This window comes from Bradyrhizobium sp. Crot121 (assembly GCF_059512385.1).
Genome location: NZ_JCAMOR010000002.1, coordinates 300,878 through 324,938 on the forward strand (window position 1 = coordinate 300,878; position 24,061 = coordinate 324,938).

19 protein-coding genes are annotated in these 24,061 nt (G+C 62.9%); 11 read left to right on the top strand and 8 right to left on the bottom strand.

Going from position 1 to position 24,061, the window contains the following annotated elements; genetic code table 11:
• Positions 1 to 9 precede the first annotated feature (9 nt).
• Together AC5ZGW_RS03545 and AC5ZGW_RS03550 are read right to left on the bottom strand one after the other, a co-directional pair.
• A complete protein-coding gene (locus AC5ZGW_RS03545) occupies positions 10 to 1,188 on the bottom strand; it encodes a GGDEF domain-containing protein (RefSeq protein ID WP_130224237.1) in 1,179 nt (392 codons plus the stop codon).
• Between the two features lie 181 nt (positions 1,189 to 1,369).
• Positions 1,370 to 2,179 carry an outer membrane protein gene (locus tag AC5ZGW_RS03550; RefSeq protein ID WP_130224239.1) on the bottom strand — a complete coding sequence of 270 codons (810 nt, stop codon included), beginning with the start codon at positions 2,177 to 2,179 and terminating at the stop codon, positions 1,370 to 1,372.
• Positions 2,180 to 2,528: 349 nt separating this feature from the next.
• Between AC5ZGW_RS03550 and AC5ZGW_RS03555 the strand changes: the two genes are divergently transcribed.
• Entirely contained in the window at positions 2,529 to 3,506 is a 978-nt protein-coding gene (locus AC5ZGW_RS03555) for a helix-turn-helix transcriptional regulator (protein ID WP_130224241.1), read from the top strand.
• A gap of 350 nt (positions 3,507 to 3,856) precedes the next feature.
• Here the strand turns inward: AC5ZGW_RS03555 and AC5ZGW_RS03560 are convergent, their stop codons facing one another.
• Positions 3,857 to 4,099: a DUF1127 domain-containing protein gene (locus AC5ZGW_RS03560; RefSeq protein ID WP_165435088.1), complete on the bottom strand. Its 243-nt coding sequence runs from the start codon at positions 4,097 to 4,099 to the stop codon at positions 3,857 to 3,859.
• Between the two features lie 272 nt (positions 4,100 to 4,371).
• Between AC5ZGW_RS03560 and AC5ZGW_RS03565 the strand changes: the two genes are divergently transcribed.
• On the top strand, positions 4,372 to 5,487 hold the full coding sequence (locus AC5ZGW_RS03565) for a branched-chain amino acid ABC transporter substrate-binding protein (RefSeq protein ID WP_130224245.1): 1,116 nt from the start codon (positions 4,372 to 4,374) through the stop codon (positions 5,485 to 5,487).
• A gap of 189 nt (positions 5,488 to 5,676) precedes the next feature.
• Here AC5ZGW_RS03565 and AC5ZGW_RS03570 read toward each other — a convergent pair whose 3' ends face one another.
• On the bottom strand, positions 5,677 to 6,915 hold the full coding sequence (locus AC5ZGW_RS03570) for a multidrug effflux MFS transporter (protein WP_130224247.1): 1,239 nt from the start codon (positions 6,913 to 6,915) through the stop codon (positions 5,677 to 5,679).
• A 288-nt stretch (positions 6,916 to 7,203) separates the two neighbouring features.
• Here AC5ZGW_RS03570 and AC5ZGW_RS03575 point away from each other — a divergent pair, with 288 nt between their 5' ends.
• Positions 7,204 to 8,538, top strand: a complete 1,335-nt coding sequence (locus AC5ZGW_RS03575) for a nucleotide disphospho-sugar-binding domain-containing protein (protein WP_130224249.1) — start codon at positions 7,204 to 7,206, stop codon at positions 8,536 to 8,538.
• On the opposite strand, the gene AC5ZGW_RS03580 is transcribed toward AC5ZGW_RS03575, so the two are convergent.
• A complete protein-coding gene (locus AC5ZGW_RS03580) occupies positions 8,528 to 8,905 on the bottom strand; it encodes a CopD family protein (protein ID WP_165435089.1) in 378 nt (125 codons plus the stop codon). The genes AC5ZGW_RS03575 and AC5ZGW_RS03580 overlap by 11 nt on opposite strands.
• 32 nt (positions 8,906 to 8,937) lie before the next feature.
• Complete coding sequence (locus AC5ZGW_RS03585) at positions 8,938 to 9,267, bottom strand: DUF3817 domain-containing protein (protein ID WP_245287183.1); 330 nt, start codon at positions 9,265 to 9,267, stop codon at positions 8,938 to 8,940.
• A gap of 147 nt (positions 9,268 to 9,414) precedes the next feature.
• On the opposite strand from AC5ZGW_RS03585, the gene AC5ZGW_RS03590 reads away from it, so the two are divergent.
• From AC5ZGW_RS03590 to AC5ZGW_RS03610, 5 genes are all read left to right on the top strand, one after another.
• Complete coding sequence (locus AC5ZGW_RS03590; protein ID WP_130224253.1) at positions 9,415 to 10,359, top strand: GlxA family transcriptional regulator; 945 nt, start codon at positions 9,415 to 9,417, stop codon at positions 10,357 to 10,359.
• A 248-nt stretch (positions 10,360 to 10,607) separates the two neighbouring features.
• Entirely contained in the window at positions 10,608 to 11,699 is a 1,092-nt protein-coding gene (locus AC5ZGW_RS03595; protein ID WP_130224255.1) for a phosphotransferase family protein, read from the top strand.
• A gap of 2 nt (positions 11,700 to 11,701) precedes the next feature.
• Entirely contained in the window at positions 11,702 to 12,895 is a 1,194-nt protein-coding gene (locus AC5ZGW_RS03600) for an acyl-CoA dehydrogenase family protein (RefSeq protein WP_245474573.1), read from the top strand.
• Between the two features lie 65 nt (positions 12,896 to 12,960).
• Positions 12,961 to 14,601 (top strand): acetate--CoA ligase, encoded by a 1,641-nt coding sequence (locus tag AC5ZGW_RS03605; protein ID WP_130224257.1) that lies wholly within the window; start codon positions 12,961 to 12,963, stop codon positions 14,599 to 14,601.
• Entirely contained in the window at positions 14,601 to 15,356 is a 756-nt protein-coding gene (locus AC5ZGW_RS03610) for a FadR/GntR family transcriptional regulator (RefSeq protein WP_496113856.1), read from the top strand. The genes AC5ZGW_RS03605 and AC5ZGW_RS03610 overlap by 1 nt, the downstream gene beginning before the upstream one ends.
• 12 nt (positions 15,357 to 15,368) lie before the next feature.
• Here AC5ZGW_RS03610 and AC5ZGW_RS03615 read toward each other — a convergent pair whose 3' ends face one another.
• Positions 15,369 to 16,865 (bottom strand): porin, encoded by a 1,497-nt coding sequence (locus tag AC5ZGW_RS03615; protein WP_130228868.1) that lies wholly within the window; start codon positions 16,863 to 16,865, stop codon positions 15,369 to 15,371.
• Positions 16,866 to 17,199: 334 nt separating this feature from the next.
• Here AC5ZGW_RS03615 and AC5ZGW_RS03620 point away from each other — a divergent pair, with 334 nt between their 5' ends.
• Genes AC5ZGW_RS03620 through AC5ZGW_RS03630 form a run of 3 tightly spaced genes read left to right on the top strand, consistent with a single transcriptional unit; the run spans position 17,200 to position 21,830 of the window.
• On the top strand, positions 17,200 to 18,432 hold the full coding sequence (locus AC5ZGW_RS03620; RefSeq protein WP_165435467.1) for an efflux RND transporter periplasmic adaptor subunit: 1,233 nt from the start codon (positions 17,200 to 17,202) through the stop codon (positions 18,430 to 18,432).
• Positions 18,429 to 21,578 (top strand): efflux RND transporter permease subunit, encoded by a 3,150-nt coding sequence (locus AC5ZGW_RS03625; RefSeq protein ID WP_130228867.1) that lies wholly within the window; start codon positions 18,429 to 18,431, stop codon positions 21,576 to 21,578. Before AC5ZGW_RS03620 ends, AC5ZGW_RS03625 begins: the two co-directional genes overlap by 4 nt.
• A 60-nt stretch (positions 21,579 to 21,638) precedes the next feature.
• Positions 21,639 to 21,830, top strand: a complete 192-nt coding sequence (locus tag AC5ZGW_RS03630; RefSeq protein WP_028162088.1) for a hypothetical protein — start codon at positions 21,639 to 21,641, stop codon at positions 21,828 to 21,830.
• A 248-nt stretch (positions 21,831 to 22,078) separates the two neighbouring features.
• On the opposite strand, the gene AC5ZGW_RS03635 is transcribed toward AC5ZGW_RS03630, so the two are convergent.
• Positions 22,079 to 23,692 (bottom strand): arylsulfatase, encoded by a 1,614-nt coding sequence (locus tag AC5ZGW_RS03635; protein ID WP_245474980.1) that lies wholly within the window; start codon positions 23,690 to 23,692, stop codon positions 22,079 to 22,081.
• Positions 23,693 to 24,061 lie beyond the last annotated feature (369 nt).

A 24,061-nucleotide genomic window follows, 5' to 3' on the forward strand; every position in this document is an offset into this window, starting at 1 on the left:
CCAGGCAAGTCAGGACGAGCTGCGGACGATCGGCGCAGCGTCGCGATCGGTCGGCGTCACCGGGTGCAGGATGCTGGTCCGATTGCGTCCCGCCTTCTTCGCCGCGTACAGGGCGGAATCGGCTGCCGACATCAGCCGATCCAAGACGATGTCTCGAGCGTCGGCGTTCGATATCCCGGCGCTCGCGGTGGCCATGATTTGAATGTTGTCATGAAGGATCGGCGCATCGCTGAACGTGGCGCGAACTCGATCGACGACGAGCCTTGCATCGTTGATCGTGGTGTTCGGCAGCAGCAGCGCGAACTCTTCCCCGCCGATCCTGCCGAAGACGTCGCCCTGGCGGATCGCCCGCGCGGCACGCCTGGCGAACTCGGCGATGACCTCGTCTCCGGCAGGATGGCCATGCTTGTCGTTGATGGCCTTGAAGTAGTCGATGTCAAAGAGGGCAATCGCGATCTCGCACGACTTGCCGGATAGTTTGGCAAGCCGGGCTGCGCAGGTCTCGAAGAAGCCGCGTCGATTGAGGACGCCAGTCAACTGATCGTTCATCGCGAGATCGCGGAGCCGGCGCTCGGAACGCTCGCCGATCATCAGAATGCCGAGGACGACGATCGCCACCATCGCGACGGCGGATTGGAACGGCGCAAAGGTGAGCCACCCCCGGAGCGGGCCCGCGCCGATTTCGTCGCGCATGACGAAGATGGCAATGGCCTGGCTGTAACTGACCACCGTCTCAAACAGGCAGATCAGCGCGATGCAAAGCCGCGGCGAAAGTTCCCGGGACGATGAACGCCAGAGATCGAGGCCGATCAGCAGGGTCATCGTGCCGATCGCGAGATTGTAATCGATCTGGCGAAGCGCGTAGCTCGGATACGCGAACGGCAGGCCCACTGCCCAGATCAGCGGCGGCAGCAAGGCCAATACAGGTAGCGGTCGTTGGTCGAAAACACGCACACCGCACCAGAGCGCGCCCGCGCCAAACAGGGCGAAAAAGCCGGGAACGCCGAACGCCGAGAGCTGGGGCAGCGTCTGGCGCTGTGCGGCAAGGATGACGCCAAGAAAGGACAGCAGGAACCCGAGGATCCACCAGGAATAGGACTTAGTGGAGCGATCCCGCACCCATGTGATCACAACGATCAAGCAGCCAATCGCGCATGCGGCCTCGGCCAACAGCCCGACGGTGAACATATCGAACAAGGACCACAACTCCGGACCTTTCCCCAGCACGACCAGCTATCCGCCCGACCTTAAAGTAACGAGAGCGAATTCACTACAATTCGATCGATTCGGTGGCGGTTGAGCAGAGCCGGAAACGGCGAGGGCTGCGGCGATGCCGCAGCCCTCAGGTCATTGAAGATCGTGGATTCGCTCAGAACCTGTAATTGACGCCGGCCTTGACCGTGTGAAGCTTGGTGCTGACGTCCATGCTGGCGCTCGAGAAGAAGCCGTTGGCGACGTCATCGACCGCGCTGTTGAACACGGTGTGGCTGCCAAGGTCGACGTAGAGATATTCGGTCTTGAAGGACCAGTTCGGCGCGAGGGCGTATTCGAGACCGGCGCCCGCGGTCCAGCCCCATTGCGTGTCGCTCGCCGAGATCACGGCCGGCAGCGGACCGACGAGTCCATTGGCGTTGAAGCTGGCGTGCGATTTGACCTTGCCGTAAGCCGCGCCGCCGGTCGCGTAGAGCAGGACCCTGTCCCAGGTGTAGCCGAGGCGACCGCGAACGGTGCCGAACCATTCGATCTCGGATCCGATGTCGAAGCTTGCGTTGCCGACAACGCCCGGAGCGGTGAAGAGCGCGGCGCCCGCGAGCTTGCCCTCGATACCCGACCATTCGAAATCGGCTTCGATGCCGGCGACCACATTGTTGGCGAACTGATAATTGTAGCCGATCTGGCCACCGCCGAAGAAACCGCTCGAGTTCAGGTTGAGATTGCCGGCGATGCTCGATTCGAGCGCAGGCGCTTCCGCCTGAAGCTGCCGCTGGAATGCCTGGAACGGATAGTTGAACTTGTCGCCGCCAAAGCCGACATTGGCGCCGATATAGAAGCCGGTCCAGGAGAACACTGGGACGGCCGCGATGGGCGGCGCCTTGACCGGATAGGACAGATCGGCGGCAAAGGTCGGGCCCGCCGCCAGGCCAAGACCAAAGACAGTGCCGAGTAGAAACGTCTTCATTACCACGCCCCTAAATTTCCCTGGAGAAAGGGTTTTCCAATGCATCGCCGTCATGGGACGGCGACATGTGAAGGCTGGGCGAGCGCGTCGCGACCTCACAGGGGGTGAGCTCGACGCAGTTCCTCGCAGCAGCCGTGTCGCAACATGGCAGGGGTTGCACCGATGGTCTTGTTCTCGCCCGCACCGGATTTTAGCCCGAGCGCGCTCCCGCTAAACCGTTCGTCCATGTGGCTGTTGTGCAACAACCCGAAGCGGCATCAGCGATTCGCGGCGCGCTGCGGCAGAGTTACTCATGGCTCGCACGGAGCGGCGCCCGTAACATGGCTGTGTAAGTGCAATTTCAAGAACAATGCATCAAACAAGTTTCCACTCCGACAATCTCGATCCCGCGCTTGAAGACGATCGAAGGTTTTCTCTCTGGTATGAGAAGGTGGAGGCGCTCACCTGTTGTGTCGACATCACGAGGTTCGAGGACCGACCGTTTTCCGGGTTCCTTCGCTGGTCCGGCTTTCAGGACATTCACGTCACCCGATTCGGGGGCGCCTTCGGCAGGGTGAAGCGATCGAGAAGCGCCATTTCTCGCGGCCCCGATGACGATTTCTGCCTTGTCTTCCACCGCGGAACCGGCACGCTGCGGGTGGATCAGTCAAATCGCAAAGCGACTCTCCCTTCCGGCGGCGTATTTCTCGGGACAAATGGCGTGCCGACGGACATGGCGTCCGATACGCCCTTTGCCTGGACGACGTTGACGGTCAGCCGGGACCAACTGACTGCGCTGGTCAGCCAGGCGGACGACCTGTTGGCGCGGCCGCTCGATCCGCAGCGGCCGGCCGTTGCGCACTTGCGGCGCTATATCGAAAGCGTCGTGAAGCTGTCGCGTGCGCCCCACGATCCGCAGCTCGACGCGCATATTCGCACCACTCTTCTCGACCTGATCGCGCTGGTGCTCGGCGCGCGCGGTGATGCCGCGCAGATCGCCACGACGCGTGGCCTGCGGGCATCGCGCATTCACGACATTATTGCCGAGATCGATCGAAGCTTCATGAGTGCCGGTTTCTCGGCAGCGAACGTTGCCCGCCATCTCGGTCTCTCGACCAGATATGTGCAGGATCTCTTGCACGAGACGGGCCGGAGCTTCACGGAGCGTCTGCTGGAGCGTCGCCTGCAGCAGGCGCGGCAGATGCTTACGAGCGAGCAGGGAGATCGTCTCAAGATCAGCGAGATCGCGCTCGCATGCGGCTTCGGCGAGGTCTCCTACTTCAACCAGCGGTTCCGCCGCCGTTTCGGAGTCACGCCGACAGAGTGCCGGCGCGATTCGTCTCGCTGAAGCTCTCACGCGATTCGTCGGGCCTCCAATTTGCGACCCGATGCATCAGGGTTCTCAGGGTAACGCGCCCGCAAGAGCGCGATATCGGCCGCCGAGAGTCCGAAGTTCAAGAGTTTCTCGTCACAGATATTGCCGAGCCATGCGCGTATACGTTGCTTCGCCGGATCACCCTGGGCTCGAACCAATCTTCTGACCAGGCCCGAGGTCGCAGCCGATGTCTGCAACACAGTTTCGTGTTTCATGACGCTGTCCTATCGAAATGCAAACCGTGTCGGCGCGCGAATTCGACGGGCGCGCGGCGCGCGCCGTTGATCATCAGCGATCAAGGTCCTTGCGCGCTGTGTAACGGGCTAGGTTTCGTGCCTGCGGATGGATGCGATATCGTAGCGGGACAATCCGACATCGCGCAGCATTCGGTCGTCGAGATCCCGCAGCTCTGCCATGGCCTGGCGTATCGCCAGTTCTTCCCTCATCTTCGACAGCAGGAACGTCACCATCGCGCTAATCGAGACATACCATCGCGGAGCGTTCGGCGCCTCTCGGGTCTGTTTCGGATATGGGCGGGTGTAGAACAGTTGGTCGATGTGCGACATCGATATCTCCCGGCAAATATCAGTCGCCGAGACTCTGGCGCGGCCATGTTTCCGGAACATTCCGGCGCGGGAAAATACGGCTACGGCCGTAACGCGGGACCGCGGCGCCCTTCCTGGCGATAACGCATAACAGAGCTCACGCCACCTCGCCCTCGATGGAGCCAGCACCATTGGTAAAAAAATACGCTGACATCGCGCCGATGTCAGCCGGCCGTGCTATGAAGGGACCGGCGCAGTCGCCGTCTCTCTAAAACAACCCCAAGGACTTTCGTATGAAAGTGGTCAAGCTCTTCGGTCTAACACTAGGTGTGTCACTTGTGCTGTCCTCTGCAGCGCTGGCCCAGGACATCAGGGTGGCGGTTGCCTCTTCGATCACTGGCGGCGAAGCCGCGTTCGGCCGCCAGTTCCAGAACGGCGCCGAGCAGGCGGTGGCCGATATCAACGCCGCCGGCGGTCTCCTCAACAGGAAGCTAGTGCTTGATGTCAACGACGATGCCTGCGATCCGAAGCAGGCGCGCTCGATCGCCGAGAAGATCGCCAGCGCGAGAATTCCGTTCGTCGCCGGCCACTATTGTTCTTCGTCGTCGATCCCGGCCTCGGAAGCCTATGCGGACGGCAACGTGCTGCAGATTTCGCCGGGCTCGACCAATCCGCTGCTTACCGAGCGCAAGTTGTGGAACGTGCTGAGGGTCTGCGGCCGCGACGACCAGCAGGGTCTGGTTGCCGCCGGCTATATCGCCAAGAACTTCGCCGGCAAGAACATCGCGATCCTCAACGACAAGACCACCTACGGCAAGGGACTTGCCGACGAAACCAAGAAGGCGCTCAACAAGGCCGGCGTCACCGAGAAGATGTTCGAATCCTTCAACAAGGGCGACAAGGATTTCAATTCCATCGTGTCTCGGCTCAAGCGCGAGAACATCGATCTGGTCTATGTCGGCGGCTATCATCAGGAAGCGGGCCTGATCCTGCGCCAGATGCGCGATCAAGGGCTCAAGACGGTGCTGATGGCGGGCGATGCGATCAACGACCGCGAGTTCGCCTCGATCACCGGGCCTATTGCGGAGGGCACATTGTTCACCTTCGGTCCCGATCCTCGCGAAAAGCCGACCGCAAAGGCCATCGTCGAGAAGTTCAAGGCCAAGAACATCGATCCCGAGGGTTACACGCTCTACACCTATGCGGCGTTCCAGGTGTGGTCGCAGGCGGTGGCGAAGGCCGGTACGACCGACCCGAAGAAGGTGGTCGATGCCATAAAGGCCGGCGAATGGGACACCGTGATCGGCAAGTTGGCCTTCGATGCAAAGGGTGACATCAAGGCCATCGATTATGTCGTCTATAAGTGGGACGGCAAAGGCGGCTACGCGCAGGTCGACAAGGCGCTGTGAGGTAGCGTGAGGTCCAGGGCCAACGAGCGAGTTTCGCTCGTTGGCCTATGTTAGTGGTACAAGGCGCAGACCTCAGCCGCGCTGTCGTCCCTGCGAAAGCAAGGACCCATAACCACAGGGAGTGGTTGTGGCGCAAGCAAGTGGCTGCAGCCGAGCACACAACAGGGGCCTGTGGTCATGGGTCCCGGGTCAAGCCCGGGACGACGGCGGTATGTGTATCACGGCCTGTTGCCTGGCTCGCCCCACTGCCATTCCCAAGAATAGCAGCGCAACGAGAGCGCAGAATTCCATCACGCCGGCCATCGACAGTGCCGTCCGGCCGTCGAAGAGAACGGCCGTGAGCGCGCTGGTCAATGAGCCTGATATCATCACAAGACTGTTGGTTGCGGCGCTGACGGTGCCCGCCATGTCCGGCAGCGCTTGCAGCGCTCCCTGCATGAGGCCCGGCGCCGCGATCCCTCCGCTGAATGTGAGCGTGACGAATAGCAGGATGACGACCGTGGTCGGCGTCCAGCTCAGGAGCGTCATGGCCAGCAGGATCGACGATGTAAGAACCTGGATGGCAAATCCGATCGACAACGAATAATGCGATGGAACTCCGCGCGCGTTGAGCCGGCCGTCGACGAACGCTCCAGCCATTCCGGCGAATGCAGTCAGGCCGAATATGATTCCATATTGACTTGAGCTCATCCCGGCGACCTGGACAAGGAAAAGCGCCGATCCGGTCGCATAGGCGGCGAGAACCCCGAAGGACGCCGCGGCGGCAAGGAGATATGCGCGGCAGGTCGGATGCGACAGGACGCAGCGATAATCTCCGATAAGCGCCAGAAGGCTCAAGCGGGTCGCCGATCGCGGCTTCAGGTCATAGTCGGGGCCAAAGCGCTGGCCTACCAGCAAGACAATTCCGAGCGCTGCAAGGCTTGCATAGATCGCGCGCCAGCCCGCAAGGTCGAGCAAAGCCGCTCCGGCCATCGGCGCGGCGATCGGGGAGACGTAGATCGCCATCACGATATTCGACAGTTTTTGGCGGACGACAGTATCGTCGAACGCGTCACGGGCGATCGCGATGGCAAGAGTCATGGCCGCCGCGCCGATGCCTTGGATGACGCGGCATGCAATCAACACCGGCAGCGACGGTGCCAGCGCGCATCCGACCGATGCCATGATGAAGATGATGGTGCCAAGCGTGACCATCGGTTTGCGACCGTATCGATCCGACAGCGGCCCGAACAGCAGCGGCGCAAGGCCGAAGCTGATCATGTAACTGCTGATCGTCAGGCCGGCACTATGTACCGGAACTGCAAGAGACGCGGCTGTGTCCGCGAGGGCCGGCAGTGCCATGTCGGTGCCGAAGCCCGGAAGGGTGGCCATCAAACCGAGCAGGCACGTGAACGCGAGCGAGTCCGTCTTGCCTGGAATCGCCGTCATTTGGATTGAGCTTGTCGAAGTTCTGTCAGTCAACTGAGCGCCGGATCGAAGGACCTCGCCCAACACTGTCAGCGCAATATTGCGCGTTGATTTCAGTCCGCACGCGCTCTGTTACTTCCGTAACGCGAAGCTGATTCGACCGATTGTTGCGGCTGTAGCGCGTTCGTCCATTCCGGTGACTTTGCCGTAACAGCGACCGAACAATAATGAGACGCCGTGCTTGGCCCGTCGCAGCCGACGAGCCGTCAATGACCGCGGCTCAACTGCTCAGCTCAACGGAGACCGTGCATGAAGGCGCTTCTCGTCTCGTCCCCGATGATGGGACATCTCCATCCAGTATTGGGAGTCGGGCGGATATTGATCGCCGACGGCTGGAAGGTCATGGGCCTGACATCGAGCTATCTGCGAGACCGTGTCGAAAAGATCGGCGCTCAATTCCGCAGTTTCGTGCCGGCGGCCGACGTCGATACGCGAGACGCCGCCAAACTGTTTCCGGAAATCATGACAGCGGCGCCGGGCGCACAGCAGTTGCGGCTGATCCTGGAGCAGGGTTTCGCCAATTTTATGCTGGCTCAGTACGAGAGCATCAAAATCGTCATGCAGGAGTTTCCTCCCGACATCATCATCGGCGATCATCTCATGCTGGGTGTGTTGCCGATGCTGCTTGGTCCTCGTGCGCAGCGGCCGTCCGTGGCCCTGCTTGGAACCACCTACCTCCTGTCACGTCGAGACGACGGCGCCCCGAACGATGCAGGCATTCGGCCCGCGCGCAACGACCAGCAACTAAGGGAGTATGCCTCGCTCTTTCAAACCTACGAACAATCCGTCTTTGGCCCGGCCGGACGATGCGTGAACGAGTACCTGGCCCAGATCGGGAGCAGGCCGCTGCGTTTGAATCTTTATGACGCGATGGTGGAGCTGCCCGATATCTATCTGCAGCTCACGGTGCCGCGGTTCGAACTGCCGCGCCGCCGGCTGCCAAGTTCGGTGCACTTCGTCGGCCCGCTGCCGATTACGCCGAACCAGGCGCCAGTGCCGTCGTGGGCCTACGAGTTGGACGGTTCACGCAAGGTCGTCCTTGTGACCCAGGGCACGTTGACCAACGACGATTTCAGCGAGCTGACCCTGCCGACGCTGGAGGCGCTGGCGAACGAGCGGGATGTTCTCGTCATGGTGACGACCGGCGGGCGTCCGATCGACGCGCTCGGTGGACCCCTGCCTGGAAATGTGCGGGTCGCGCAGTATCTCCCGTTTGAGTGGGCGTTGTCGAAAGCCGATGCATTCGTGACGAACGGCGGTTACGGCAGTGTCAATCAAGCCTTGAGTTACGGCGTTCCCATCGTCGCAGCGGGCACGGCAGCCGACCGCGGCGATGTCAGCGTCCGCGTGGCCTGGTCCGGGGTCGGCGTCAATCTGGCGACCAACGCACCCACCGCAGAGCAATTGCGTCCCGCTGTACGCTCGGTGCTGGATGATCCGAGATATCGCCAGCGCGCAGCGTCGCTGGCGGAGGACATTCGCGAGATCGATACCCCTTCGGAGATCCGCTGGCTGCTTCGGCAGCAGATCTCGCTCCACTCTCAGGATCGCCTGCGCCCCAAGGCGGGCGCGGCTAAGGCTTGACCACGACCAGCACGACCACCGCCATCACGCAGACGAGGATCAAGGGCAGCGTTGTCCGGGGTTTTAGCGCCTTATTCCTGACAAGGCGCCGGAGCTGGCCTGACTGGATTCCATGTACGGCCGAGAGCACAACGACAAAGGCAAACTTGATTTGCAGCCAGGTGCTTGAGAACCACCCGGCCGTGACCGCCAACGTCAAGCCGAAAGCCCAGACCAACAGCATGGCCGGCGTGGTCAGCCAGCGTTCCGATTTGGCCAGAAAACCCGCAACGGGCTCGACCGATCCCGGATTCGCGCGCTCCGCTGCCAGCACCATCGATGTGGTGACGGTACCGGCTACAAAAAAGAAGGCGCTGCCGACATGCAACGCCTTCAGCCATGGGTAAAGCGTAGCAAGGCTCACTGGACCACACCGGTGCGCAAGGCCGCGGACTTTCGTGCAATGAGCCGCGCATTGGCAAAGCCCGCGAACGGGATGAACGCGACCGCGAACAGCCGCACCGCCTCCGATCGGCTCCAGCCGCCTTCCGCGATCGCCTGGATCGCAGCCCAGCAATAGCCGAGAAACGCAAGGCCGTGGACCGGCCCCATGACATGGACGGCGACGTTCCAGCCGGCGATATGCTTCAGTGGCACGGCGACTGCGACAAGCAGGACCAGCGTTGTCGCCTCGAGGACCGACAGCATTCCAAGCCACCGCAACTGTGTCGATTCGTAATCGTCGGACACGCGCACCTTCCCGCTTCAAGACCGGCGGCATGCATAGACAATGCCTCGCGCATTCGGTGAGTGACCGAAATGACAACCTGCGATCATTTCCTGCCAAACCGCGTTTCGGCTATGTTCGCCCTGGAAAATGCTCGCTCCGAGGTGGTCATGCATAAAGTTTCAGTTCTCGCGATGGACGGCTTCGTACCGTTCGACCTGTCGGTCCCGTGCGAGGTGTTCGGGCGCGCGAGTGGAGCGGCGGGCGTCGCCAGCTATAGTGTCCGCGTGTGCAGCGAAGCGACCGAAGTTCGGTCGAGGAATTTCACGTTACAAACGGAGTGGGGCCTTGAGGAGCTCGCGTCGGCCGATACGGTCCTGGTGCCGGGAGTGGAAGATCCGACCGCTCCGGTCTCCCCGGCCGTGCTTGGGGCGCTTCAATCTGCCTGGGAGCGCGGCGCCAGACTGGCGTCGATCTGTTCGGGAGCCTTCGTTCTGGCGGCAACTGGCCTCCTGGATGGACGCCGGGCCACGACGCATTGGATCTGCGCAGACGAGTTCGCACGGCGCTATCCGCGCATCCAGGTCGATCCAAACGTGCTGTTCGTCGACGAGGGGCGCCTGATCACCTCCGCCGGAGCCTCAGCGGGAGTGGACATGTGCCTGCATCTGCTACGACGCGATCACGGTCAGGCGGTTGCGGCCGACGCGGCGCGGCTCGCCGTTGCTCCCCTGGTCAGGGACGGCGGCCAGTCCCAGTTCATCAGGCACGAACCGCCAAAATCCGCCGCCAGCCTGGCCTCGCTGCTCGACTGGATGAGCGCCAATCTCGACCGCACGCTCACGGTTCGGTCGCTGGCCGACCGGGCGCGCATGAGTCCGAGGACACTGGCGCGACGCTTCCAGGAGCAGACCGGAACGACGCCGCTGCAATGGCTGCTCAAGATGCGCATTCGCCGGGCGCAGGAACTGCTCGAAACCAGCGTGGCTTCGGTCGATCAGATTGCAAGCTCGGTCGGATTCGAATCCGCGGTTACCTTCCGATCGCGCTTCCGGAAAGTCGCCGGCATCAGCCCGACCGCCTACCGTCATCGCTTCGGTGCCCGGGAGCACTAATTTATTGTCCGACATATACGTTCCGGTGGATCTGGCTCGCTCTCAGAAGCCGTTTCGAAAAATATCTATAAATCACAAACGCTTATGACAATAGCTTGGCGCGAAGTGTCGATTTCGCTATTGCCAATTGCAAGTTCGGCTGTCCTGGCGCTAACTTTTGGTCCGACAATAATAGATCCCGGGCCGTCCAAGCGGCGGGAGGCGAGGGCTCCAACCTTGATATTCGGAACAGGGAGGTCGAGGCGCGCGTGATTGCTGATCCGTCGCTATCAGGAAATCCGGGACTGCTGTCGGCCGCGGAAACCGCGCCGGCCGATTGGGATCGCCTTGCGCGCTATCTGGAAGCCCACGGCATGAATGTCGATCTGGCGCGGCCGATCCGGCAGTTCGCCGGTGGCCTCGCCAATCGCAACTATCTCCTGAACGTCGACGGCGCACCGACTGTCCTGCGCCGTCCGCCTGACGGCGATCTGCCGCCGGGCGCCCACGACATGGCGCGCGAGCATCGCATCCTGTCGCGCCTTGCCGATGCGCTGCCCTTCATCGCAAGGGGGCTGCACTATTGCGGCGACCGCGGCGTCATCGGCGTTCCCTTCCAACTCATTGAGTATCGCGCGGGGCTCGTCATCCGCGGCGCAGATCTGTCGCCGCTGCAAGGACGCGACGATGCACCCGGGATTCTCTCGGAGATGATGGTTGCGACCTTGGCCGCGCTGCACGGGGTCGATGCGCGCGCGGTCGGTCTTGAGGATCTCGGCCGCCCCGAGGGGTTCATCGCCCGCGCGATTGCCGGCTGGTCGAAACGTGGGGCGCTGGTTGCCGACGGCAGCACGTTGCCGGGTCTATTGCAGGACATTTCGCGGTGGCTGTCCCGGCAGACATTCCGCGAGCGGAAGCCGACGCTGCTGCATTGCGATTTCAAGCTCGACAATCTGATCCTGAATCCGCAGACGCTTTCGCCGGTCGCGCTGGTCGATTGGGACATGGGAACGCGGGGCGATCCGCTGTTCGATCTGGCGACGCTCTTGAGCTATTGGGCGCAGCCGGATGATCCGCCGACATTGCAGCGCCTGCAGCAGATGCCGACAACTCATTCCGGATTCTGGCGGCGCGCCGATGTTGCGCGGCGCTATGCCGATCTGACCGGACTGGATATCGACGATCTGCCGGCGATGCGCGTGCTCGCGCTGTTCAAGCTCGGGATCGTGTTCCTGCAACTGCACCGGCAATGGGTCAACGGCGCGGTGAAGGACAGTCGCTATGCCGACTTCGCCCGCGTTGGCGAAGACATTCTTCTGGTCGCGCGCGATGCCACGACCGGTGCTGAACGAGGAAACTGACGATGCATCAACTCGACATGAACTTTTCGCTGCCACCGCGCGTGTCCGAACTGGCCGATCGCGTGAAAGCCTTCGTCAAGGACACGGTCGTCCCGTTCGAGAAGGACAAGCGCTGGACCTCCCATGGGCCGACCGACGAGCTACGGCGCGAGCTCAACGCGCTCGCGCGCAAGGCCGGCGTATTCGCACCGCATGCGCCGGCGGAATATGGCGGCCAGCATCTGTCGCATATCGGCCGCGCCGCCGTGTTCACCGCCGCCGGCTATTCCATGCTCGGTCCCGTGGCGCTGCATTGCGCCGCGCCTGATGAGGGCAACATCCATCTCTTCGATGTCGTGGCGCGGCCGGATCAGCGCGAGCGCTATTTGAAGCCGCTCGCGACCGGAGATATCCGCTCCTGCTTCTGCATGACGGAGCCCGCTCCCGGCGCAGGCTCCGATCCCGGCCAGTTGCAGACTACGGCGCGGCGCGATGGCAATGACTGGGTCATCGACGGCGAGAAATGGCTGATCACCGGTGCCGAAGGCGCGGCCTTTGCGATCATCATGGCGAAGACGAGCGGCGCAGGAATGGAGGGGGCTGCGACCATGTTCCTGGCCGACATGTCCGATCCCGCTATCACGATCGAGCGCACGCTCGACACTATCGATTCCAGCTTTGTCGGCGGGCATGCGGTGGTCCGCTTCAATGGACTTCGCGTGCCGTCCGACGCCGTGCTCGGCGAGATCGGACAGGGCTTTCGTCACGCCCAGGTTCGCCTCGCGCCGGCGCGGCTCACGCATTGCATGCGCTGGCTCGGCGCCGCGATCCGCGCCCAGGAAATCGCGACCGAGTACGCGCGGCGTCGCACGGCGTTCGGCAAGCCGCTCGGCGAGCACGAGGGCGTCTCCTTCATGCTGGCCGACAACGCGATGGACATCCACCAGGCGCAACTGACGATCTGGCATACGGCCTGGCTGCTCGACAAAGGCGAGCGGGCCTCGACCGAGAGCTCGATGGCCAAGGTGATCTGCTCGGAAGCGATCGCGCGCGTCGCGGACCGTTCGCTGCAGATCCTCGGCGGGCTCGGCACCACCCGCGACACGGTGGTCGAGCGGTTCTATCGCGACGTCCGCGCCTTCCGCATCTATGACGGCCCGTCCGAAGTGCACCGCTGGGCGATCGGACGGCGGATCGTGACTCACGGCGCGAGATAGGCGGCAGTAAGAGCCCGCCGCAGAAACAGAACAACAAGCGCAAAACGCGCGAGCAGGAGGAAATGATGCGAGATGTCTGGTCACCGCCCAAAGAGCCTGCGGTCGAAGGCTATGAAAGCCTGTGCGCCAATTTCCGCTGGCAGATGCCGGAGACCTTCAATTTCGGCGCCGATATCATCGACCGCCGCGCCCGCGAGCAGGATGGGCCGGCGCTGATCTGGGAGAACGCCGCAGGCGAGACGCGGCGCTACAGCTATTCCGATCTGTCGCTGCTATCGAACCGGCTCGCGAATGTGTTGCGGGCGAACGGCGTCGAAAAGGGCGACCGCGTCATCATCATGCTGCCGCGGCTGGCGGAATGGTTCGTCGCGCTGATTGCGGCGATGAAGATCGGCGCGGTGCCGATCCCGTGCATCGAGATGCTGACGGCGCGCGATATCGAATATCGCGTCGCCAATGCCGAGGCCAAGGCGGCGATCTGCCGTCCCGAGCAGACCGGCAAATTCGCATCCGTGGAGGAACTCATCCCGGTGCGGATCGCCCTCGGCCAGACGTCAGGCTGGCTCGATTGGAACAGCGAAGTGGCGCGCGCTTCCGAGACGATCGAGCCGGCGATCGTCCGGGCCGAAGATCCCGCGATCATGTATTATACGTCAGGCTCGACCGGCCACCCGAAGGCCGTCGTCCATGCGGCGCGCGCGATCTATGCGTGGCGGGTCTCCGCGATCTACTGGCTCGATCTGCGTCCCGGCGAGGTGATCTGGTGCACGGCAGACACCGGCTGGAGCAAGGCGGGTACGAGCATCATCTTCGGGCCGCTGAGCTGCGGCGCCTGCTCGTTCTTCTTCGACGGCCCGTTCGTGCCGAAGGACCGGCTCGAACTCCTGCGCAAGCACCAGGTCACCGTCTACTGCGCGCCCGGCACGGAGTTGTCGCGGGTCGTCGGCGAAGTCCGCGCGCGCGATGATCTCGGCCGGCTGCGCCGCGTCGTCACTGCGGGCGAAGCCATGAACCCCGTCGTCGCCGAGCGCTGGGAGGCGGCGACCGGCATCCGCATCGATGAAGCCTATGGGCAGACCGAAGCCCTGATGGTCGCGCTGAACTATCCAACCGAGCCGGTCCGTTACGGCTCGATGGGGCGCCCATCGCCGGGCTCCGACCTTGATGTGATCGACGCCAAGGGCAACCGCTTGCCGCCGGGGCAGGAGGGCGACCTCGCGCTGAAAGTGCCACACCCGCAATTGATGCTCGGCTACTGGAAGGATGCGGAGCGCACCGCGGCCTGCTTTGTCGATGGTCCGGACGGACGCTGGTTTCTGACCAGCGATCGCGCGGAGAAGGATGCCGATGGCTATCTCTGGTATCGCGGGCGCTCGGACGATGTCATCAATTCAGCCGGATACCGCATCGGCCCGATCGAGGTCGAGAACGCGCTGGCCGAGCATCCGGCGGTGCAGATGTGTGCGGTGGTCGGCAGCCCCGATGCCGAGCGTGGGGAGATCGTGAAGGCGTTCGTCGTGCTGCGGCAAGGCCATGCGCCGTCGCCGGAGCTGACGCGCGAATTGCAGGACCACGTCAAGTCGGTCACCGCGCCTTACAAATATCCGCGCGCGATCGCGTACATCGCCGAGCTTCCGATGACGATCACCGGCAAGATCCGTCGCCGCGAATTGCGCGACCGCGAGTTCGCGCGAGGCGTCGCCTGATGTCTGTAGCGGATCTCAGCAACAACGCCCAGGAGCGCAACGAGCCGGTCTACCGGGTGGTGGTGCGCAGCATCGAGGCCAAGATCATGTCGGGCGAGTGGGCGGTCGGCGACCGGGTGCCGGCGGAGATAGCGCTGGCGGCAAGCTTTGGTGTCCACCGCTCGACGGTCCGGGAAGCGATCCGGGTGCTGGAGCAGAACGGCCTCGTCCGCCGTCACGATGGCGGCAAATTGCTCTATGTCACCGCGCCCCGCGAGGCCGACATTTCCGAGAAGGTGACGGCCGCGATCGTGCTGCAGGAGATCAGCTTCTTCGAACTCTGGGAAAGCATGCGCTGTTTCGAGCCGGTGCTGGCCGAATGCGCCGCGATGCGGATCGACGAGGACCTGCTGGCCGCGCTGCGGGTCAATGTCGACAGGACCAAGGCCGCGCTCGAGGACAAGCAGAGCCTCGTTGCGCTCGACATCGAGTTTCACCAGATCATCGCGCGAGCCTCGCGCAATCGTGCCCTGCAGCTCAGCCGCGAGCCGATGAGCCAGCTATTCTATCCGGCCTTCTTGCGGGTGTTCTCCCGCCTGAATGCCGGCGAACGCCTGGTGTTCGCCCATGAGAAGATCCTGCAGGCGCTCTCGATGCGTAATCCCGCCGAGGCGCGGTCCTGGATGGACAAGCACATCGTCGATTTCCGCCGCGGCTATGAGCTTGCCAATTTTGATATCGAGGCGCCGGTAGGCTGGTCGCAGCGACCCGCGTAGGTCGCGTCAATCTCAAAAGCGGAAGCGCAACCCGGCCGTAGTGGCGACGTTGCTATGCTCGAAGAAGCCGAACCCCAATCCGCCGTTGACCTGCGTGAACATCACGCCGACATAGGTATCCCATTTAGGCGCAAACCTCCAATCGACCGCGGTGGAAATTGCGTCGAACGTCCCGGCGCATTGCGGGTGTTCGCTAGAGGAGCAGAAGGCGGGGCCTCTGGCGGCAGTGCCGAAGAAGGAGTCCTGGATGTAGTGATAATAGGCGCCGATCACGTCCAGATCGTCGGTTATGGAGTATTTCGCGCCGGCCCACATGACCTGAAAGGTCTTGTTGCCGAGCCCGCCGACGCCGAACGCGGCATTGTTGATGTTCGTGTTGTTGAGGGTATCGCAGCTCTGACAAAGGAAGTTTCCTGCGATGTCGGTGAAGGCGACTTGCGGATTGCTCGGCGGCTCGTATCGGATGTATTCGTAACCGGCGTACAGCTTCAGCGACTTGGTCGTGTATCTCGCCACGAACATCGCGGCGGTGTTGTCGGAGATCGTCGCCGTCAGCGTCTGCGGCAGGAACGGGGCGATCGGCGTCCCGAACGCGTTGTTGGCTCCCGGTGCAAGCGCGAGCGACACGGAATCCTTGACATGGCTGTAGATCGCATCGACCGAGAGCACGTCATTGCCGCGGATCGGAATGTCGCCGCCGAGCTGGAATTGATAGGCGCCATTGGACGCATTGTTCTCGTCATAGCCGCCGAACTGCCACAGCGCCGCCGCCCGGAAATGGTTGAAGTTGTACCGGTACTTCAATGACGTCGAGTGTCTGCAATTTTCGGTGTTGCCGCCGCCGCAGGTGATTCCCTGGAAGCCGATCGCCGAGAAACCGTAGGAGGCGCCGAACGGATCGTAATCGAACACGGCGTCCAGCGTCAGCGAGTTCTGACGGAAGAGGGTCAGCGTGCCATAGGTGGGGGAGCTGACGCCGACGTAACCCTGACCGTTGTACCACTGACCCGCTCGGCTTGAATCCGAATAGGCGGTTTGCAGGTTTTGCGGGAGGCCGGCATTCGCGGCGATAGCTCCGGGTCCATTCGAGAATCGCAGCGAATAGGGGTCGAAGCCGGCATCGAGGTCAAAGACGAAAGAAAAGTCCTCGCCGATTGGCCTGGTTCCCTTGATGCCAATGGTCGAATTGCTCAAGGCATTGGGCGCGAGCGTCCATGTCGCCAAGCGGTTCTGTTTCTGGACCAGGTAGGACGCTGCAACTGCAGATCGCGGATCAAACGAGGCACCGTGGCTTTGCCAGCCGAAGCCGGTGTCGATGATGCCGAAGACCGTGATGCCTTCCCAGGTGAGCTGGCAGTTGGTCGTGACGAAGTCCGACGGGTCGGTGCAGGGGCGCGGCGTCGTGGACGCTGCCGGCGGCGCCTTGGTCGGCGCGACGTCGGCTGCCCTTGTCTCCGATCCGCCGACAATCGCAAGAAGGACTGCCGTGCAAATCCCGAGCTTTGCCATCGGAAAGCTCCCCCGGCGACCGGCCCCACGGCGCCTAGCCAAGCTTGGCTTGCTGGCCGATCGTGCAGCAAGCAACATTCAGCAGGTTGTGCAGCGCCTCGCCAAAAAAGTTCGTTCCAGTAGCGGCGGGGCCACACAGCGCTACCAGCGGAGGCCTGCGGACCTGATCCCTTCCTCTGCCATCACATTTTGGTGCAACGCGGCGATCCAGCCATCGACAGAGCATCGATTGAGCGCTGCCATACGTTCATACCGTTGGCTTTCCCGATGCGGATGCTATTGATCCGGGTCAAACGGGACAAAGGCGCGAACAGTGAATCTTGCAGGGATGACAATGGCCCGGTTCGCCGGGGCTATCGCGTTGGGGACCGCCATGTTCGGCGCGCTGGCCGCCGCCGAGGCCCAGCAGGCCGCGGGACCTCCCGCCGTCGGTATCATCGAGGCGGTCAAGCGGCCTGTGACGCAATCCAACGAGTTTCTGGGGCGGATCGAGGCCACCAACCGGGTCAACGTGGTCGCCCGCGTCACCGCCTTCCTGGAAAAGCGGAACTTCGTCGAAGGCGCCGAGGTCAAGACCGGCGATATGCTCTACGAGCTCGAGCGCGGCCCGTTCGAGGCGGACCTTGAGTCCAAGAAGGCGCAAGTCGCGCAATTGCAGGCCACCCTCGTCAACGCCAAGCTGACGACCGGCCGCGCCAAGGCCCTGCTCGGCGGCCCGGCCGGCCAGCAGTCCACCTATGATGCCGCGCTCGCCAACGAGCAGAGCCTGGAAGCACAGGTCCAGGCGGCCCAGGCGCAGGTCGATCTCTCAAAGATCAATCTGGACTACACCCAGATCCGCTCGCCGATCGACGGCAAGATCGGCCGCACGGCCGTGACCGAGGGCAACGTCGTCAGCCCGAGTTCAGGCGTGCTCACGACCATCGTGAGCCAGGACCCGATGTATGTGACCTTCCCGGTGTCGGTGCGCGAAGGCCTCGTGCTGCGAGACCGTTACGCGACGCTGGGCGGGTTCAAGGCGGTGGTGATCAGGATCCGTCTGCCCGACGGCAAGCTCTATGACCAGGTCGGCGAGCTCAACTTCGTCAACAACACGATCGCGCAGAACACCGATACCATCACGCTGCGCGGCATTATCCCCAATCCCATACTGCCTCGTCTGTCGTCGGCGGACAACGTCACGGTGCGCCAGCTCACCGACAACGAGTTCGTCACCGTCCTGCTCGAGGGCGCGCAGCCGGTCGACGTGGTGGCGATCCCGCGCTCGGCCGTGCTGTCGGACCAGCAGGGCGACTATGTCTTCGTGCTCGGGGCCGACAACAAGGCGGAGCAGCGGCGGATCGTCCTTGGACAGTCGACCGCGACCATCGCTTCGGTGACCTCTGGGCTTTCGGTCGGAGAGAAGGTGATCGCTGAAGGGATGCAGCGGGTGCGGCCCGGCCAGCCGGTGGCGCCGGCACCGGCGAGCGCGCTGATCCAGTCGAGCCTGAAGGAAACGGCGGAAAACACGGGCACGCCCCGGAGCAGCGGCGCGATCGGTCCGAAGCCTGCGGGCACCAGCCCATGATTTCCGCCATCTTCGTCGATCGTCCGCGGCTTGCCATCGTCATCGCGCTGGTCATCACCATCGCGGGCGCGCTGGCGCTATTGCAAATTCCGGTGGCGCAGTTTCCGGACATCGTGCCGCCACAGGTCACCGTAACCGCCAATTTCCCGGGCGCCTCCGCCGAAGTGGTGGAATCGAGCGTCGCGCAGCCGCTCGAAGCCCAGGTCGTCGGCGTCGACAAGATGCTCTACATGAAGTCGACCAGCGGCAATGACGGCAGCTACACGCTGACCGTCTCGTTCGCGCTCGGCACCAATCCTGATATCAACACCGTCAACGTCAACAACCGCGTCCAGAGCGCGCTCGCGCAACTGCCGACCGAGGTGCAGGCGCAAGGCCTGGTCGTGCAGAAGAAATCCTCGGCCGTGCTGCAGTTCATCGTGCTGTACAGCAAGAGCGGCCAGCAGGATCCGCTGTTCATCACCAACTACGCGATCATCAACGTGCTCGATGCGATCTCGCGCACGCCGGGCGTCGGCCAGGCCTCGCTGTTCGCGAAGCTGAACTACTCGATGCGGATCTGGTTCGATACGCAGCGGCTCACCAGCCTCAATCTGGCGCCCTCGGATGTGATCGCGGCGATCCGGGCGCAGAGCGTGCAGGCGCCGGTCGGCCGCATCGGCGCCCGTCCGATCGCCGAGGACCAGCAGTTCCAGTTCAACGTGCAGACGCAAGGGCGGCTCACGACGGCGGCCCAGTTCGGCAATATCGTGCTGCGCGCCAATCCGGACGGCTCGGTGCTCCGGGTCAGCGACGTCGCCCGGGTCGAGATCGGCGCCCAGAACATGGACAGCGAGTCCCGGATCGACGGCCAGCCCGGCGTACCGATCGGCATCTATCTTGCGCCGGGCGCCAATGCGGTGACCACCGCCGCCGCGGTGCAGTCGACGCTCACCAGATTGTCGGAACGGTTTCCCCCGGGCCTCACCTATCTGGTGCAGTACGACTCCACGACCTTCGTCTCCGACACCATCAAGGAAGTGCTGAAGACGCTCGGCGAAGCCTTCGTGCTGGTCGTGATCGTCGTCTTCCTGTTCCTCGGCAACCTGCGCGCCACCGTGATCCCGGCGGTCGCGGTGCCGGTCAGCCTGATCGGCACCTTTGCGGTTCTCCTGATCCTCGGCTATTCCGCCAATACCGTGTCGCTGCTTGCGATGGTGCTTGCCATCGGCATCGTGGTCGACGACGCCATCGTCGTGGTCGAGAACGTCGAACGCGTGATGGAGAGCGAGCCCGAGCTGTCGCCGGCGGAGGCCACCAAAAAGGCGATGGCGCAGATCACCGCGCCGATCATCGCGATTTCGCTGGTGCTGTTGTCGGTGTTCGTGCCGATCGCGTTCATCCCCGGCATCTCCGGAACCCTGTTTCGCCAGTTCGCGGTGACGATCAGCGCGGCGATGGTGATTTCGGCGCTGAACGCGCTGACGCTGTCGCCGGCACTCTGCGCCGTGTTCCTGCGGCATACCGGGCCGCGCCGCGGCATCATGGGGCGCGTGCTCGGCGGCATCGATTGGGTGCGCGACCGTTATGCCGGCATGGTGCGCCGGCTGCTGCGGGTGGCGATATTGTCGCTGGTCGCGGTGCTGGTGTTTGCCGGCGGCGTTCTCGGCGTGTCGCGAATAACTCCGACGGGCTTCCTGCCCGAGGAGGATCAGGGCGCCTTCTTCATCTCGGTGCAATTGCCTGACGGTGCGTCGGTGTCGCGCACCAGCGAGGTGACCAAGCAGGTCGAGGCGCTCTTGAAGAACATGCCGCAGGTCGAGCACGTGCTCTCGATCATCGGCTTCTCGCTGCTCGACGGCGCGAGCGAGCCGAACTCGGCCTTCATGGTGGCGCGCATGAAACCGTTCGCCGATCGGCAGGCCGCGGCGGATTCGGTGCAGGCGACGATCCGGCGGATGTTTGGTGAGGGCGCGCAGATCCGGCAGGCCAATATCCTGCCGTTCAACCTGCCGCCGATCATCGGGCTTTCGACCTCCGGCGGCTTCGAATATCAGCTCGATGCGCTTGAGGGGCAGGATCCGGCCGCGCTCGGCAGCACGATGACCGGCCTGATCAATGCGGCCAACCGCGATCCCCGGCTGGCGCGCGTGTTCTCGACCTTCACCGCGACCAATCCGTCGATCTATCTCGACATCGACCGCGCCAAGGCGCAGGCGCTCGGGCTGAACATGGCCGACGTGTTCACCGCGCTCCAGGCGACGCTGGGCGGCATCTACGTCAACAACTTCAACCTGTTCGGCCGCACCTGGCAGGTCAATGTGGAGGGCGAGGCCGCCAATCGTGGCGACATCTCCGACATCTGGCAGATCTATGTCCGCAACAGCGGCGGCGAGATGGTGCCGATGCGCTCCATCGCGAGTGTGAGGATCGTCACCGGACCGCAGGTCATCACCCGCTACAACAACTACCGCTCGGTCACCATCAACGGCAGTCCGGCGCCGGGCGTCTCGTCAGGCACCGCGATCGCCGCGATGGAGGAGATTTCGCGGGCGACGCTGCCGGCCGGCTATTCCTACGAATGGACCGGCACCGCCTATCAGGAGCAGGCGGCCTCGGGGCAGACCGGCATCATCCTCGCGCTTGCGGTGCTGTTCGCCTATCTGTTCCTGGTTGCGCTCTACGAGAGCTGGACCATTCCGATCCCGGTCCTGCTGGCGGTCACGGTCGGTGTGCTCGGCTCGTACATCGCGATCAAGGTCGCAGGCCTGAACCTCGACCTCTACGGCCAGATCGGCCTCGTGGTGCTGATCGCGCTCGCCGCCAAGAACGGCATCCTGATCGTCGAGTTTGCCAAGGAGCAGCGCGAGGGCGGATTGCCGATCGCGCAGGCCGCCGAGCTCGGCGCCCAGATGCGGTTCCGCGCGGTCATGATGACCTCGATCGCCTTCATCCTCGGCCTGGTGCCGCTGGTGGTCGCGACCGGTGCCGCCGAGATCAGCCGCAGGGCGGTCGGCACGGCGGTGTTCGGCGGCATGCTCGCCGCAAGCTCGATCGGCATTTTCCTGGTGCCGATGCTCTACGTCATCTTCCAGCGCTGGCGTGAAGAGGCGAAACGCCGTTTCGGCAAATCGGCCGAAACACCGCATGCGCCGCCCGCGGAGTAGAGTGGTGGGTGAATTGGCCGAATCCCGATATCCCGCCGTGCAAGTTCCGGAGCACCTCTGATGATCAACGCCCGTCGTTCGCTCACCCAGATCTTTCTGTTGCCGGCGATCATCGCGGTGATCGTCGCTTTCGGCCTTGTGTCCGCCTTGCTCGGCGATGGCATCTGGGACACGACCTCATGGATCGCGCTCGCAATCCCGCTCGCCGTCACCGCGTTCTTCGCCTGCAAGAGGCGCCCCGCAGATTTGTAGGGGCGGACTGGGCCGTGTACTCGTAAATCGGGGTGCTTGGTCAGGCACGCCTGACGTCTGCTTGTCAGCCAATAGCGACGCAATAGCGGACGTCGCCGCAGGTCGCAGAAGGGCCAGGAGCGGGCGTCGAAATGCTTTATAACCGCGCTGTGGCGAGCCGCTCAGTGAAAACGACTCGCCAATCACCATTTGATAGATGCAGCACTCGCTGTTGACTTAGCGGCGCCAGTTATTTTCGTCAGCAGCAATTAGCCGCCGCCGCCCTTGATATTCGGCAGGTTTTTCATGTCCAGCATCGGGACCGGGTTTTCCGGACGTTGCAGATCGGGTCTCCAATCGTTCGAGGCTCCGCCGGGCTTACGCTTGATGTTCGGATAGTCAACGATCGACTTGTTGAACTCCATCACGACTGGGAAGATGAGTGCCAGGACCCAGCCGTTGTCCTGTCCGGCGTATTTGCCCGGCGACTGTGTCGGCATCCGTGCCGACATCGCGCCGTTGAACACCATGTCATACTTCTCGAACGGGTCCATAGTCAGATTGTAGACCGAGCCGATCGCGCCCAGGTTCTGCTCTGGACCGAGCCAAGTGTCCTTGGCCGTCCACAGGTACTTCCACGCAATGCTGAGGTCCGGGTTGGTTGGATCACCGCCGACATCCGCGCGTGCTCCCATGAAGCTCTCGCCGTCGATGTAAATCCACGACCTTCGGGCTGAGTGATTCGCGCGACCGAGGATGTACTCACTGTTGTCGATGCTATCAAAGTAAATGGGCCTGCCATTGTCGTCGGTCCATGCGCCGTGCGGCGGTGGTGTCAGGCCGACCATCTTGGCGAGCGTTGCCCAGCAGTCGATATGCGACATCATTTCATGGTACTGCGCACCCGTGGGGATATGTGCGGGCCACCACATCAATCCGGGTACGCGCCAACCACCTTCAAATGCTGAGCCCTTCTCGCCGCGGAACGGCGTCGTGCCCGCGTCGGGATAGGCATCCTGCCACGCACCGTTATCGGCCGTCACGATGACGATCGTGTTCGGCGCTTCCGCGCGGATCGTGTCCATGATCCGCCCGATGTCGTCATCGAGTTCCATCACCGAATCTGAGTAATCGCCCAACCGGGACTTCCCGGCGAACTTTGCCGCGGCATTGGTCGGGTTGTGCATCTTCATGAAGTTGACGTCCATGAAGAACGGCTTGGTGTCCTTGGCGTGTTTCTTGATGTAATCGATTGCGTAGTCGGCCTGCCGGACATCAAAGTTGGCCAGGTAATCGTAGGTAATGTACTCGCCTCTCTTCGCCGGTTGTCCCGCAACTCCCTCCCATTCGTACATGTTCACGACTTGAAAATATGCTTTCGCGACCTCTGGGTTGTATGAGGGAAACCACGGATGAAACCACTTGGACGTGTCGGCGTAGGTGTAGACGCCCGGATAATACGCGGCGAACGCCTTCATCTCGTCGAAACCGTGCTCGATCGGATAGGACTCGGGCTTGTCGCCCAAATGCCACTTGCCGGAAAAGTACGTGGAATAGCCGTTCTTCTGGAAAAACTCGGCTATGGTCGGCGTTTCCTTCTTGAGCGCATTCTCGTCACCCGGGGCGACCACGATGGAAAGGGCCGAACGGATCGGAATACGTCCGGTCATGAACGAGGCGCGGCCGGCCGTGCAGCTTGCTTGACCGTACCAGCTTGTGAACGTTGCGCCCTCCTTGGCGATCCGGTCGATATTTGGGGTCGGATGGCCGAGCGCGGCGCCACCTCCTGAATAGGCGCCGAAATCGTTCCAGCCCGTGTCATCCGTCATCAGCATGACGATATTGGGTCGCTTCTGCTGTTGGGCTGATGCCGGCATGTTCATCGCGGCCACTGTGGCAACACCCGCAAGCAGGCCACACCATAATGCGCGTCCAACTTTCATTGGTTTCCTCCCTTCGCCGTACCGAACGATTTATTTCAGCAGGAGAGGGCGTCTCGCACTATGCAACTTCGGCAGATTAAGTTTGCGGATCGCCGTTCCCATAGCCGCGCGCATCACGCCCCCGCTACCGCGGCCCATGCGGTTTCGGTAACGTGCGCTGCGCTAGGCGGAATCCTGTTCTTGATCGTCTACTGTGTCAGCGCTACAGACGAGTTGTTTGGAATATGCTCAACGTCAAGGGCGTCGGCGACAACCGGCGCCCTTTTATTGTCGAAGGCATGGGTAAGTCTGCTCAGCTCCTGAGCTCCG